This window comes from Mycolicibacterium sp. SMGY-1XX (genome assembly GCF_059132455.1).
On sequence record NZ_CP101139.1, the window covers coordinates 4253329 to 4266877 of the forward strand.

Consider the following 13549-nt stretch of genomic DNA (forward strand, 5'->3'; position numbering starts at 1 on the left):
GTTAGACCTTGCGGTTCTCCGACTTGATCAGCCACGCCAGCTTCTCGAGCCCGTCGATGAGCTGATGCAGGATGTCCGCCGTGCTGGGGTCCTGCGCGTCCACGGCGTCGTGTACCTCGCGCATCGTGGCGACCGCGGCGTAGATCCGGGTGGTGATGAGGTCCACCACTTCGGTGGTGTTGTGCTCGAAAGCCGGGAACTCCGGCAGCGACGTCGTGGCGGCCACGGTGTCCGACCGGCCATCGGCCACGCCGTCGAGCGTGCGAATGCGCTCGGCGATGGTGTCACTGCCTTCGCGGGCGAAATCCACCAGTTCGTCGAGCTGCAGGTGCAGATCGCGGAAGTTGGTGCCGACGACGTTCCAGTGCGCCTGCTTACCTTGCAGGTGCAGCTCGATCAGGTCGACGAGCACCTTCTGCAGATTTCCGTAGAACTCTTGGGTGGGCACGAAGCCTTGGATGTCATTGGCTTCGCGACGGTTGGTCTTGGTTGCTGCGGCGGTCATGATTCACGCCCTTTCTTCTCGGTCCGGACAACGGCGTCCGCAAGTGGTCAACAGTTGGCGGTAAACCCCGCTCGAGGGCTGCCGGGCCGTTTACCTGCCGTGCCGTGGTATTTCCGCTTGCCTGCTTACCGTAACGCCGCCCGCCGCGAAATCATGCCCAACATCTTGTCTACTCCGTCACGATTGGTGAGGCATGCCTTTGCTGTGAATCAGCTGAGCCGGTGGCTGCGAGGCTGCGGGCATAGCCGGCCCCCATGGCCAGCAGCACCAGTCCCACCACGATGAACACCACCACCCGGAACATGCCGTCCAGGGTGCCGAGGTCGAACAACAGCAGCTTGGCAGTGGCCGCCGCGGTCAATGCCAACCCGGCGGTGATCGGCGCGGTGCGGGCGTCCCGGTCCGCGACCCGTTGTGCGTAGACGAACAGAGCAGCCGCCATGGCGATCCAGCAGATGGTGGCGGCCATGTGCCCAGCCAGGAACCCGCCGGCAGCGCCGCCGACGAGCACGCCCACGGTGACGGTGAACGCGGTGACCGCGTAGACCCCCACGGCCAGCGCGGAGGCTCCCGCCACGGGCGCCCACTGCGCGGTCGCACTCCGGGCCAGAGCCACGGCGCAGGCGATCAGCAGCACACTGGCTGCCAGCACGGACACCGCTTCCGACGCCGGCAGGGTGAACGCGCTCGCCAGGTGTTCCGGAGGTACGTAGCTGACCAAGACCAGACCGCCGATTACGGTGAAAACGACTGCGACACAACGGGACACGGTGCTGTGGCGGCCTGCGACAGCCACCACCAGCGCCACGGCCAGGAAGACCGGGGCTTGCACATGGCCGTCGAAGGCCACGGTGACCGCCACCACCAGTGCCACCGCCGACAACGCGGAGAAGACCGCCGCCACCGAAGGAGTCACCCCGGGCAGGCGGTGGCGCATCAGCACCATGGCGAGCATGGCCGCCGAGATCGCCGCGGCCAGCAGGACTGCGAACACCTGATCCACCGCGACGGCTGCCGACAACGCCGGGAGCACACCTGCTGCGGTGATGAGCGCCATGGCAACCGGACGTGAACTGCCGGGAAGCAGAACCACCGCACCGAGGACGGCCAGCAATGCGGCGACACCGCACGCGCCGCCGAGCAGCCACGGATTCTGGTCGGAGCCGAAGCTTGCCACCAGTAGCGCCAGCAGCAGCGGCACCGTGACGGCCGCGGTACGTGCGGCGTGCATCAACGTCCAGTCCTTGCCCAGCTGCACCGGCAGCGAGGCAGCCGACAGCGCCAGCATGAACCCGATGAGCAACACCGTCACACCGTCGCTGACGATGGGCGCCAGCACCGCAAGAGGCACCAGCACCAGCACCGCCAGATGTTCGGCATCCCAGCGCCGGGCCAGGGTCAGGCCGCCGCCACCGATCAACGAGGCGATCACCAGGCCCGCCACCGGCGCCACCCAGTGATAGATCGTGGTCACGGCGATGACGTCCATGTAGCCGGCCGCAATACCTGTGGCCGCCAACGCCGTGGCACCGACCCGGCCGCCGGCTTTCCGGTTGAACCAAACGGCGGCGGTCACCAGTGCCGCCGCGAGTGCCGCGCCCGCGGCCACCCGTACCGGGGGCGCCAGCAGCCCGGCCTGGGCGGCCAGCACCAGCAGCAGCACCACGCCGATCAACGTGACCGCGACGCCGGCCACCGCGAGGACCTTGCCGATCCAGCCTTCACGGTTGCCGCTGCGCTCGACCGGTAACGGCACCCGAGCCACCGGTGGAGGCCCGGGCACCGGTGGCGGGGGAACCGGGTAGGGGTAGGGCGGGTAGTGCGGCACCGGCGGCGGTGAAGGGGCCGCCACCGGCAGCGTGCGCTCCAACTCGCTGAGTTGGGCGGCAACGCGGGACAGTTGCTGCGACAGCGCGGCGAATTCTTCCGACAACCGGGCGGGCTGGCTCATGTCCTCTACAGTGACGGCGCCGGACGCTCCCGGCATGAGTAGGACTACTCGTCGAGTCCGTGTTCGATGGCGTAGCGGGCCAATTCGACCCGATTGGCCAGATGCAACTTTCGGAACGTGGCCTGGATGTGGTTCTCCACGGTGCGGTGGCTGACCGAGAGCTTGGCGGCGATCTGTTTGGCGGTCAGGCCTTTGGCCACGTGCCGCAGGATCTCGGTCTCGCGCTCGGTGAGCGTGGGTCCGCCGCCGGAGTCCGCGTTCGGGCGGCGGGCGATACGCCGGTACTCCCCCAGGACCAGTCCGGCGAGGCCGGGGGTGAACACGGCCCGCCCGGCCGCGGTGGCCCGGACCGCTTCGGCCAGTTCGGTTCTCGACGCGCTCTTGACGAGATAGCCGCTGGCGCCGGCTTTCACGGCCTGCAGCACATCATCCTGCTCGGCCGACGCCGACAGCACCAGCACCCGCGACCCGGGTGACACCTCGAGCACGCCGGCGGTGGCCGCGGCGCCGTCACCGTCGGCCAGGCTCATGTCCATCAACACCACATCGGGGCGCACGACGGCCGCCCGGCGCCGCGCCGCGGCCACACCGTCGGCGGTCGCCACCACCTCGAAACCGTCCTCGGCGAGGTCGCGGGCCACCGCGTCGCGCCAGATGGGATGGTCGTCGACCACCATGACGGACGGGTTCACGGCACCGGCCGGCTTGTCCTCACCCACGGCGCACCGTCAGCTCCCATTCCGTACCGCCGGCATCCGAGGTCAGTTTGGCGGTGCCCGACAAGGCTTGCAGGCGTCCGACGATGGATTTCGAGATGCCCACCCGACCCTCGGCCACGGCCTGCTCGAGCCGGCCCGCAGCGATGCCCACACCGTCGTCACGAACGCTCACCGTCACCTCATCCCCCAGATCCTCGACGAGAACGTAGGCGCACGCCTGTGGGCCCGCATGAGCGGTCACGTTGTCCAGCGCGTTACCCACCGCGGCCGTGAGCTCGTCGGCGACCGCGGCCTCGAGCAGCACCGGGGTGGCCGGCACGCTGACCACCACCCGGTCGCCGGCCCGACGCCGCAGCGCCACCCGCAGGTCCACGGAACCGGGCTCGGGATCAGCATTCTCGGCGCTCACCAGACGCCGTAGGGCGCGTTCCTGCTCGCCGGCAAGGTCCGCCAATTCCGCAGCAGCGCCGCCGATTTCGCGGCCACGCTTGGCCACCAGCGCGAGCACCTGGATGACGCCGTCGTGCACCTGGCGGGCCAGCCGTTCGCGTTCGGCGACGGCCGCGGAGATCCGGGTGGCCCGCTCCAGCTCGGCGTGGGCGCGCTGCGCCGTCTGCGCGGCCATGCCCACCGCCAACCCGACGGCAAGCTCGATCACCATGGTGGCGTTGCGCGCGAGGTCGATGCTGACAACCCCTTTGAGGAACGCGTACACCGCCATCATCGTGATACCGGCGAGCATTCCACGGACGGGGCCGAACAGGATGGCCGCCGAGATGGTGGCATTCGTGGCCCACAACGTCGTCGGCCACGACTGGTTGTCGGCGATCCACTGCGCCGACGCCACCATTTCGGTGGACAGGATCAGCGCGCACACCACCGCCAGTTCGCTGAGCACCCACACCGGTCGCCTGCCGAAGCCTTGCAGATAGGCCACCGCACACGCCGACGTCCAGACCGTCAAGACGCCGAACAACACCCAGCCCAACGCGGGACGCTCGAACTCGGCATTGCTGACCACCTGGAAGCCGGCGGCATAGACGTAGCTCAGCAGCCGGAACACCTGGGCGGCGCGCCACAGGGGGCCGCAGGGATCCCGGTCCGGCATGTGCTCAGCATAGGGCGCACCGCGCCGGGGTATGAATAGCCGGTGACGTTGGTGAAGCGATTCGTGGCGCTGCTGTTGTCCCTGTTCATCGCGGTCGTCACCGCCAACGGGTATCGGCCGCTGACCAAGCGCGGGTACCTGTCGCTGTACGCGTTCGGCTTCGGCGTGGTCACTTCCGAGTTGCCGCTGCAGATCCTGGCCGGGCACGCCGCGGCGTTCCTCCCGGTGTCGCGCGGTCTGGGCCGGCGCACCGGGGCGGTGGCCTGGATCCTTGCTGTGGCGTCCTGGCTGGGTTTGGCCAACCTGTACCGCGTCGGCCGCGCCGCCGACGCGCCGCTCACGGCGGCATTGGATGCCGGCCTGGGGGCAGACCGCCGGCGAGACTCCACAGGATTGTGGGAGGAACCGGTGCGGGGTGGGGCCACCGCCAAGAAACCCGGGGTGGTGCGCATGCTGCGGATCTACCGGGACTACGCCCATGACAGCGATATCCCCTACGGCGAGTACGGCCGCCGCAACACCCTGGACATCTGGCGTCGCCCCGACCTGCCACGCCACGGCCGCGCACCGGTGCTTCTGCAGGTGCACGGCGGCGCGTGGATGCTGGGAAGCAAACGCGGACAAGCACATCCACTGCTGAGCCACCTGACGGAGCTGGGCTGGGTCTGCGTGTCGATCAACTACCGGCTCAGCCCGCGCTCCACCTGGCCCGACCACATCGTCGACGTCAAACGCGCCATCGCGTGGACCAAGGACCACATCTTCGAATACGGCGGCGACCCCGACTTCCTGGCCATCACCGGTGGGTCGGCCGGCGGTCACCTGAGCTCGCTGGCCGCTCTGAGCGGCAATGACCCACAGTTCCAGCCGGGCTTCGAGGACGTGGACACCCGGGTGCAGGCCGCCGTGCCGTTCTACGGCGTGTACGACTTCACCCGCACCGACAACTCGTTGCACCCCTTCCTGATTCCGCTGCTGCAACGCCAGGTGATGAAACAGCGACGCAGGGAATCACGGGAACTGTTCGACCTCAGCTCGCCGATCAACCACATCACCGCGCAGGCTCCGCCGTTCTTCGTGCTGCACGGTACGAACGACTCCCTGATCCCGGTGCAGCAAGCCCGGCGCTTCACCGCCAGGCTGCGCGAGGTCAGCACCGAGCCGGTGGTGTACGCCGAACTGCCGTTGGCGCAGCACGCTTTCGACATCTTCGGCTCACCGCGCGCGGCCCACGCGGCCGTCGCGGTGGAGCATTTCCTCGCCGAGACCTACACCCGCGCTACTTCGGCGCACCGTTGATCATCGGCGCGTCGATCATGCCTTTCTCGACGCCCCACATGGTGGCCACGGTGCGGTATTCGCCGGTGGCCATGACGTGTTCGAGTGCCTGGCGCAGGGATTCGGCCAGCGGTGAACCTTTCTCGACCGGCCAGCCGTAAGGCGCGGAGTCGAACACCTCCCCCGCCGCTTCCAGGGCACCGCCGCTGAGTTTGACGGCGAAGCCGGTCACCGGCGAGTCGGCCGACATGGCGTCCACCGCACCGGACATCAGCGCGTTGGTGACATCGTCCTGGCTGGTGTAGACCACCTTCTCGATGGGTGGGCGGCCCGCGGCAACGCAGCTGTCGCTCTTGGCGGGAATCTCGTCGGTCTCCTGGATGGTCCCGAATGCCACGCCGACCCGTGCTCCGCAGGCGTTGGCGGGATCGACCGCCGACCCCGAACGTTGCGCCCAGAGTGTGCCGGCTTCGAAATAGGTGACGAAGTCCACCGACTCCTCGCGGGCGACCGTGTCGGTGACCGAGGACATTCCGAGGTCGAAGGCGCCGGACTGCACCGAGGGCATGATCGTCTCGAACGCGGTCTCGCGATAGTCGGGCGTCAGCCCGAGCACCCGGGCCACCGCGTTCATCAGATCGATGTCGAAACCGACCAGCTCTCCGTAGGCGTCGCGGAATTCGTTGGGCGCGTAGGGCACATTGACGCCGATCACCAACCGACCCGACTCGCGGATGTCGGCGGGAACTCCTGCCGCGATCGCCGGCACCGCACCCGGGCCGACCGCACCGGGCGGCGCGGTGCTCTCGGCGATGCTCGCCGAGCGGGTACCGTCCTGCTGACCACGGACCTGCCAGGCGATCAGCGCGGAGACCGCGACGAGTGCCACGCTGACCCCGACGACGACGAACACCTTGCGCCGCGGCCGTGGTCCCGTACGCACCGGGGCACGGTGCCGCGCGACTGTCGGCGTGCTCAGCGCCCGGCGTGCCGCGGCGGCGAGTTCGGCGCCGGTCTGATACCGCCTGGCCGGCTCCTTGGCCATGCCCTTGGCGATCACCGCGTCGAACGCGGCCAGCGTGCGGTCGGTGTCCGACGGTCGCGGTGGCGGGGTCACCATGTGCCCGGCGATCTGCTGCTCGAGGCTGTCGTCGGGATAAGGCCGGCTCCCGGTGAGACATTCGTAGAGCACACACGTCAGGGCGTAGACATCCGAACGGGGATCGGCCTGTCCGCCGCTGAACCGCTCCGGCGCCATGTAGGCCAGCGTCCCGAGAGTGCTTCCGGCTGTGGTCAATCCGGGATCGCTGGCGGTACGCGCGAGCCCGAAATCGATGAGGTAGACGAATTCCCGCTCGGAGATCAGGATGTTGGACGGTTTGACGTCGCGGTGCACCAGTCCGGCCGCGTGCGCGCCGTCGAGGGCCGAGGCCACTTGTTCGACGACGGTGACCGCGAGTTCCGGCCGGAGGGGACGCCGGCGTTCGGAGAGGATGGCACCGAGGTTGAGTCCCTCGATGAGTCGCATGTCCAGGTAGAGCCGACCGTCGATCTCACCGTAACTGTGGATGGGCACCACGTGCGGGTCGTTGACGCCGGCGGCCGCCTGCGATTCCCGGCGGAACCGCTGCTGGAACACGGTGTCCTCGGCCAGATGTGGGGGCAGGACCTTCAGCGCGACGATCCGGTTGGTGCGGGTGTCGTGCGCCCGGTAGACCTCGCCCATGCCTCCGCGGCCCAACAGCTCCAAGAGCTGGTAATGCCCGAAAGGCCCGAGTGGCCCGTCGCCGTTTGTGCCAGCACTGTGAGCATCCACCGTCGAAACTCCTGGCCAGAGAGCTTGCCCCCGCTTGGGTCGCTTGAGGTTACATCACCTTGGACAGGAACGCTTTGGTTCGTTCATGCTGCGGATTGCTCAGGACTTCGCGGGGCTTGCCCGATTCCACGATCACACCGGCGTCCATGAACACCAGCTGGTCGGCGACCTCACGGGCGAAGCCCATCTCGTGGGTCACCACCACCATGGTCATACCTTCGGACGCCAGCTTCTTCATCACGCCCAGCACCTCGCCGACGAGTTCGGGGTCCAGAGCCGAGGTGGGCTCGTCGAACAGCATGAGCTTGGGGCTCATCGCCAACGCGCGGGCGATCGCCACCCGCTGTTGCTGACCACCGGAGAGCTGCGCGGGATAGGCGTCCGCCTTGGCCGACAACCCCACCTGGTCGAGCAGGTCCCTGGCCCGGCTCAGCGCGGCGTCCTTCTTCATGCCCTTGACCTGGATCGGCGCCTCGACGATGTTCTCCAGGGCGGTGCGATGCGGGAAGAGGTTGAAATGCTGGAAGACCATGCCGATGTCGCGACGCTGCTTGGCGGCATCCCGTGGTGACATCTCGTGCAGTTTGCCGCCACGTTCGCGGTACCCGATCAGATCGCCGTCGACGTACAGCCGCCCGGCGTTGACCTGTTCCAGGTGGTTGATGCAGCGCAGGAACGTGGACTTGCCTGAGCCCGACGGCCCGACGAGCACCAGCACCTGACCGCGCTGGACCTCCAGGGTGACCCCTTTGAGCACTTTGAGCGCGCCGAAGTCCTTGCATACCTTTTCGGCTCGCACCATGGGTTGCACCGACCCGGACACGTTGTCTGTCACAGTCGTCATGGGTGCTGCGACTCCCCCATCTGCGCCTTGGCCAGCGCTTCGAGTTGCTTGGTGGTGAGCTTGCGCGACGCCCCGCGCGAGAAGTACTTCTCGAGGTAGTACTGGCCGACCATCAGGATGCTGGTGACCACCAGGTACCAGGTCGCGGCCACCAGTAGCAGCGGCACGGGTTCGAAGATCCGCGCGGCGATCTCACGTGAGGTGATGCCGTAGAGATCCAATGCGAACGGCACGGCGGTGACCAGTGAGGTGGTCTTCAGCATGCTGATGACCTCGTTGCCGGTGGGCGGGATGATCACCCGCATCGCCTGCGGCAACACGGTGCGGCGCATGGCAAGACCCCAGGACATGCCCAGCGCCGTCGAGGCCTCCAACTGGCCTTCGGGCACGGAACTGATTCCGGCGCGGATGATCTCGGCCATGTAAGCGGCCTCGTTGAGCGCCAGGCCGATGATCGCCAATGCGAACGGGAACGACAGCGCCTGCAGGTTGAAGTGCAGCAGCGACGGCCCGAACGGAACCCCCAGCTGGATGTTCTGGTAGATGGTCGGCAGCAGACCCCAGAACACCAACTGCACGTACACCGGAGTGCCGCGGAAGATCCACAGGTAGATCCACGCGACGTAGCGGAACACCGGGTTGGGTGACAGACGCATGACCGCCAGCAGGATGCCGAGCAGGATGGCGATCACCATCGAATAGATGGTCAGCTGCAGCGTGTTCACCACGCCGATGGTCAGCACCCGTTCGTTGAACAGGTACTCCAGATAGGTGGACCAGCCGTAGGCCGGGTTGGTGGCCGCCCCGTAGAGGAACAGCGCCACCAGGATGAGGATGACGGCCGCCGCCACCCACCGCCACGGGTGCCGCAACGGTACGGCGTCGATGGCGGCAGGACCGGAGGACGGCGACTGGGTAGGCGACGGCGCGTCAACACTCATGGATCAGCTGATCGCGCCGTTGATCACGGGCTTGTCGATCATCCCGGCCTCGACGCCCCACTCGGTGGAGATCCTTTCGTACTCACCGTTCTCGATGAGGTGCTCCAGGGCCTGCTGCAGCGACTGCGCCAGCGCCGACCCCTTGGCCACCGGCCAGCCGTACGGCGCGGCGTCGAAGATCTCGCCGGCCGGTTCCAGCTTGCCGTCACTCTGCTTGATGGCGTAGGCCGTGACCGGGGAGTCGGCGGACATCGCGTCGGCCTGCCCCAGCACGACGGCGTTGGTGGCCGCGTCCTGACCGTCGAAGGGGGTGATCTGGATGGCCGGCTGGCCGGCGTCGGTGCACGCCTTGCTCTTGGCGGGCAGCTCGTCGGTCTCCTGGTAGGTGGTGGCCTGTACCGCAACCTTCTTGCCGCAGGCGTTGTTCGGATCGATTCCCGCGCCCGGTTTCTGCGCCCACTGAGTACCCGCGGAGAAGTACGTGACGAAGTCGACGGTCTGCTCGCGCTCCTTGGTGTCGGTGAACGACGACATGCCGACGTTGAAGGTACCGCCCTGGATCGAGGGGATGATCTTGGCGAAATCGGATTCGCGGTACTCGGCGGTCAGCCCGAGGGTGGAGGCGATGGCGTTCATCAGATCGACGTCGAAACCGACGATCTTGCCGCTCTCGTCCTTGAATTCGTTGGGCGCGTAAGGGATGTTCACGCCGATGATCAGCTTGCCGGAAGCCTTGATGTCCTCGGGGACGGTGTTGGCGATCTCCTCGACCGCACCCGACGCACCACCCTCGGCGGGGGTGGTTTCGTCGGCGTTGCTGCCGCTGTCGGTGCCTGCCGCACATCCCGACAGGGCGATGGCGCCCGATACCGCGAACATCGCCGCGGTGTACCACCAACGCGAGCGTCTCCGACAGTTCTCGTTTCCAGCTTCCACGTTCCTCTTCTTTCTGCATCGGGCCGCCAAGAGTCGGTCAGGACCGCCGACGACCATAACGACCGTGAACCCAGCGCGCAGTGCCGGTAACCGAACATTAACCACCGCGTGGACGGGACAGAAGCACATTGCCGGTTCTCAGACCCGTTCTGGTCTGATCCGTACATCGTTCTGTGACTGTCGAAATCATCGATTGAACAGCGTCGTTGTGCCACACTGCGCCCATGGGAACCACTACTGCTCCAAGCCTGTTGCCGCATTTGTGGAAGTCCACACTTGTCTCAGGTGTGCTCGCGGTGCTTCTCGGCATCGCCATCGTGGCCTGGCCCGGGATCTCGATCCTGATCGCCGCCATCTTCTTCGGGGCCTATCTCCTGGTCACCGGTATCGCTCAGATAGTCCTGGCGTTCAGCCTCAACGCCCCCACCGGCAGCAAGATCCTGCTGGGGATCAGCGGCCTGGCCGCGGTGGTCCTGGGCGTGCTCTGCTTCCTGAGCCTGGCGGACTCCATTCTGCTGCTCGCGATTTGGATCGGAGTCGGCTTCATCTTCCGTGGTGTGGCCACCACCGCTTCGGCGATCAGTGACAAGACGCTGCCCGGCCGTGGGCTGGAGATCTTCTTCGGGATCGTCTCCCTGATCGCCGGCATCGTGATGATGGTGATGCCCTTCGAGTCGCTGGCGACCCTGGCGCTGGTGGTCGGGATCTGGCTGATCGTCACCGGCGTGTTCGAGATCGTGATGGCTTTCGGCATCCGGAAAGAATCCAAAGCCCCCGCGGTGTAGCCCGAAGGTCCCTTGTCGGGGAGATCACTGCGGTGCGAGTCTCGAAGTGCTGGTCGGACGACCACGCGACTACTACAGTGTGTCGTAGTAAAGACGCCTCGCAGCCCCGGGAGAAGTGCACATGGACGCCCTCGACGTATCGCGATGGCAGTTCGGGATCACGACGGTCTACCACTTCATCTTCGTCCCGCTGACCATCGGTCTGGCCCCGCTGATCGCGGTCATGCAGACCGTCTGGGTGGTCACCGGTCGCCCTGAGTGGTACCGGCTGACGCGGTTCTTCGGGAAGCTGTTCCTGATCAACTTCGCCATCGGGGTGGCCACCGGCATCGTCCAGGAATTCCAGTTCGGGATGAACTGGAGTGAGTACTCCCGCTTCGTCGGCGACGTCTTCGGCGCCCCGCTGGCCATGGAAGGCCTGGTGGCCTTCTTCTTCGAATCCACGTTCATCGGGCTGTGGATCTTCGGCTGGACGCGGCTGCCCCGCCTGGTGCACCTGGCGTGCATCTGGATCGTGGCGATCGCGGTCAACCTGTCGGCCTTCTTCATCATCAGCGCCAACTCCTTCATGCAGCACCCCGTCGGCGCCCGTTTCAACCCCGAGACCGGCCGCGCGGAACTCGAGAGCATCGTGGCGTTGTTCACCAACAACACCGGTATCGCCGCGTTCTGGCATGCCGTGGCCGGGGCGTTCCTGACGGCCGGGACGTTCGTCGCGTGCGTGTGTGCCTGGTGGATGGTGCGCAACTCCCGCACGGCCCAGGACGCCGACGTCACGGTCCCCGAGTCACACACCATGTACCGGCCCGCCACCATCCTGGGCTGCTGGGTGGCGCTGATCTCGGCCGCGGCGTTGTTCTTCACCGGCGACATCCAGGGCAAGCTGATGTTCGAACAGCAGCCCATGAAAATGGCGTCGGCGGAATCGTTGTGTCACACCGAAACCGATCCTGATTTCTCGATCCTGACGGTGGGCACCCACAACAACTGCGACAGCGTCATGCACCTGATCGAGGTGCCGTACGTGTTGCCGTTCCTGGCCGAGAGCAAGTTCAGCGGCGTCACGCTGCAGGGTGTCGAAGACCTGCAGCAACAGGCCGAAGAGAAGTTCGGCCCCGGGAACTACCGGCCCAACCTGTTTGTCACCTACTGGTCGTTCCGCGCGATGATCGGCCTGCTGGCGGTGCCGGTGCTGTTCGCACTCGCCGCGCTGTGGCTGACCCGGGGCGGCCGGACCACCGACCGGCGGTGGCTGTCCACCCTGGCCCTCGTCACGCTGCCCACACCGTTCCTGGCCAACAGCGCCGGCTGGATCTTCACCGAGATGGGCCGCCAGCCCTGGGTGGTGGTACCGAACATCGACGGGGATCCCTTGTTGCACCTGACCGTTCAAGACGGCGTATCAGGACACTCGGCGACCATGGTGTGGATCGGACTGATCAGCCTCACCCTCACCTATGCGGTGCTGGCGGTCATCTGGTTCTACCTGCTGCGCCGCTACATCGTCGCCGGGCCACAGGAACACGACTCCGAGCCGGCGCCACCCAAACCACCGGGCGATGACGAAGTAGCGCCCCTGTCGTTCGCTTACTGACCAGAGAGACGACCATGGGACTTCAAGAGATCTGGTTCATCCTCGTCGGCGTGCTGTTCCTCGGCTTCTTCATCCTCGAGGGTTTCGACTTCGGTGTCGGCATGCTCATGGAGCCGCTGTCACGCTTCGGCCGGGGCGCACACACCGCCGAACTGGTGGACAAACGCCGCCGCGCCGTGCTGAACACCATCGGGCCGGTATGGGACGGCAACGAGGTGTGGCTGATCACCGCGGGCGGCGCCATGTTCGCCGCCTTCCCGGGCTGGTACGCCACCGTGTTCTCGGGGCTGTTCCTGCCGCTGCTGGCGATCCTGGTGTCGATGATCCTGCGCATCGTGGCCATCGAGTGGCGCGGCAAGATCGACGACCCGACGTGGCGCAAGCGGGCCGACCTCGGTATCGCCATCGGCTCCTGGGTTCCGGCGGTGCTGTGGGGGGTGGCATTCGCAGCGCTGGTGCAAGGACTGCCGGTCGACGCCGACGCGCAGATCCACCTGAGCTTCACCGCCTTGATCAACCCGTACACGCTGCTGGGCGGGCTGGCCACGGGCGGGCTGTTCCTGTTGCACGGCGCGGCGTTCCTGGCGTTGAAGACCGAGGGCGACATCCGCGATGACGCACTGCACGTGGCCCGGCTGTTGACCTGGCCGGTGACCGGGTTGGTGGCGGTCTTCGGCATCTGGACTCAGTTCGCCCACGGCAAGACCTGGACGTGGGCGGTGCTGGCGCTGGCCGTCATCGCGCAACTGGCCGCAGTCGCGTTGCTGCACAAGGGAACCCGGGACGGCTGGGCTTTCGTCTCGACCACGCTCGTGGTGTTCGCGGTGATCGTGCTCCTGTTCGGTGCGCTGTATCCGAATCTGGTGCCCTCCACGCTGAACCCGGAGTGGAGCCTGACGATCTACAACGCGTCGTCGACTCCGTACACCCTGAAAGTGATGACCTGGGCGGCCGCGATCTTCGCTCCCCTGGTGATCATCTACCAGGCCTGGACCTACTGGGTCTTCCGGCAGCGGGTCTCGACCGACCGGATCCCTGACCCCATCGGGCTGTCGGGACAGACCCACTGACC

Annotated in this window: 12 protein-coding genes; 4 read left to right on the forward strand and 8 right to left on the reverse strand. The window is 66.8% G+C overall.

Annotated features, from left to right (window positions below; all coding sequences use genetic code 11):
• Nucleotide 1 precedes the first annotated feature (1 nt).
• The 4 genes from NL241_RS20520 to macS all read right to left on the reverse strand — a co-directional run bounded on the left by NL241_RS20520 (nt 2) and on the right by macS (nt 4283).
• Nucleotides 2–505, reverse strand: coding sequence for a Dps family protein (locus tag NL241_RS20520; RefSeq protein WP_494394888.1), 504 nt, complete (start codon nt 503–505; stop codon nt 2–4).
• A 169-nt stretch (nt 506–674) separates the two neighbouring features.
• Nucleotides 675–2456, reverse strand: coding sequence for a DUF2339 domain-containing protein (locus tag NL241_RS20525; protein WP_494394889.1), 1782 nt, complete (start codon nt 2454–2456; stop codon nt 675–677).
• 44 nt (nt 2457–2500) lie between these two features.
• On the reverse strand, nt 2501–3133 hold the full coding sequence (locus NL241_RS20530) for a response regulator (RefSeq protein ID WP_487694977.1): 633 nt from the start codon (nt 3131–3133) through the stop codon (nt 2501–2503).
• Nucleotides 3134–3167: 34 nt separating this feature from the next.
• Nucleotides 3168–4283, reverse strand: a complete 1116-nt coding sequence (macS, locus tag NL241_RS20535; RefSeq protein ID WP_494394890.1) for a MacS family sensor histidine kinase — start codon at nt 4281–4283, stop codon at nt 3168–3170.
• A gap of 42 nt (nt 4284–4325) precedes the next feature.
• Here macS and NL241_RS20540 point away from each other — a divergent pair, with 42 nt between their 5' ends.
• Nucleotides 4326–5582, forward strand: coding sequence for an alpha/beta hydrolase fold domain-containing protein (locus tag NL241_RS20540; RefSeq protein WP_494394891.1), 1257 nt, complete (start codon nt 4326–4328; stop codon nt 5580–5582).
• On the opposite strand, the gene stpK7 is transcribed toward NL241_RS20540, so the two are convergent.
• The 4 genes from stpK7 to NL241_RS20560 form a co-directional block, all read right to left on the reverse strand.
• Nucleotides 5563–7287 (reverse strand): serine/threonine protein kinase StpK7, encoded by a 1725-nt coding sequence (gene stpK7, locus NL241_RS20545; RefSeq protein WP_494394892.1) that lies wholly within the window; start codon nt 7285–7287, stop codon nt 5563–5565. The two genes, NL241_RS20540 and stpK7, sit on opposite strands and share 20 nt — an antisense overlap.
• Nucleotides 7288–7426: 139 nt before the next feature.
• A complete protein-coding gene (locus NL241_RS20550) occupies nt 7427–8179 on the reverse strand; it encodes an amino acid ABC transporter ATP-binding protein (protein ID WP_487694981.1) in 753 nt (250 codons plus the stop codon).
• Nucleotides 8180–8217: 38 nt separating this feature from the next.
• Complete coding sequence (locus NL241_RS20555) at nt 8218–9162, reverse strand: amino acid ABC transporter permease (protein WP_487694789.1); 945 nt, start codon at nt 9160–9162, stop codon at nt 8218–8220.
• A gap of 3 nt (nt 9163–9165) precedes the next feature.
• A complete protein-coding gene (locus NL241_RS20560; RefSeq protein ID WP_487694791.1) occupies nt 9166–10041 on the reverse strand; it encodes an ABC transporter substrate-binding protein in 876 nt (291 codons plus the stop codon).
• A gap of 263 nt (nt 10042–10304) precedes the next feature.
• Between NL241_RS20560 and NL241_RS20565 the strand changes: the two genes are divergently transcribed.
• From NL241_RS20565 to cydB, 3 genes are all read left to right on the forward strand, one after another.
• A complete protein-coding gene (locus NL241_RS20565) occupies nt 10305–10883 on the forward strand; it encodes an HdeD family acid-resistance protein (RefSeq protein WP_487694792.1) in 579 nt (192 codons plus the stop codon).
• Between the two features lie 121 nt (nt 10884–11004).
• The gene (locus NL241_RS20570) at nt 11005–12477 is read left to right on the forward strand and encodes a cytochrome ubiquinol oxidase subunit I (protein WP_494394893.1); all 1473 of its coding nucleotides are present in this window, start codon (nt 11005–11007) and stop codon (nt 12475–12477) included.
• Nucleotides 12478–12491: 14 nt separating this feature from the next.
• Nucleotides 12492–13547: a cytochrome d ubiquinol oxidase subunit II gene (gene cydB / locus NL241_RS20575; RefSeq protein ID WP_487694795.1), complete on the forward strand. Its 1056-nt coding sequence runs from the start codon at nt 12492–12494 to the stop codon at nt 13545–13547.
• Nucleotides 13548–13549: the final 2 nt, after the last annotated feature.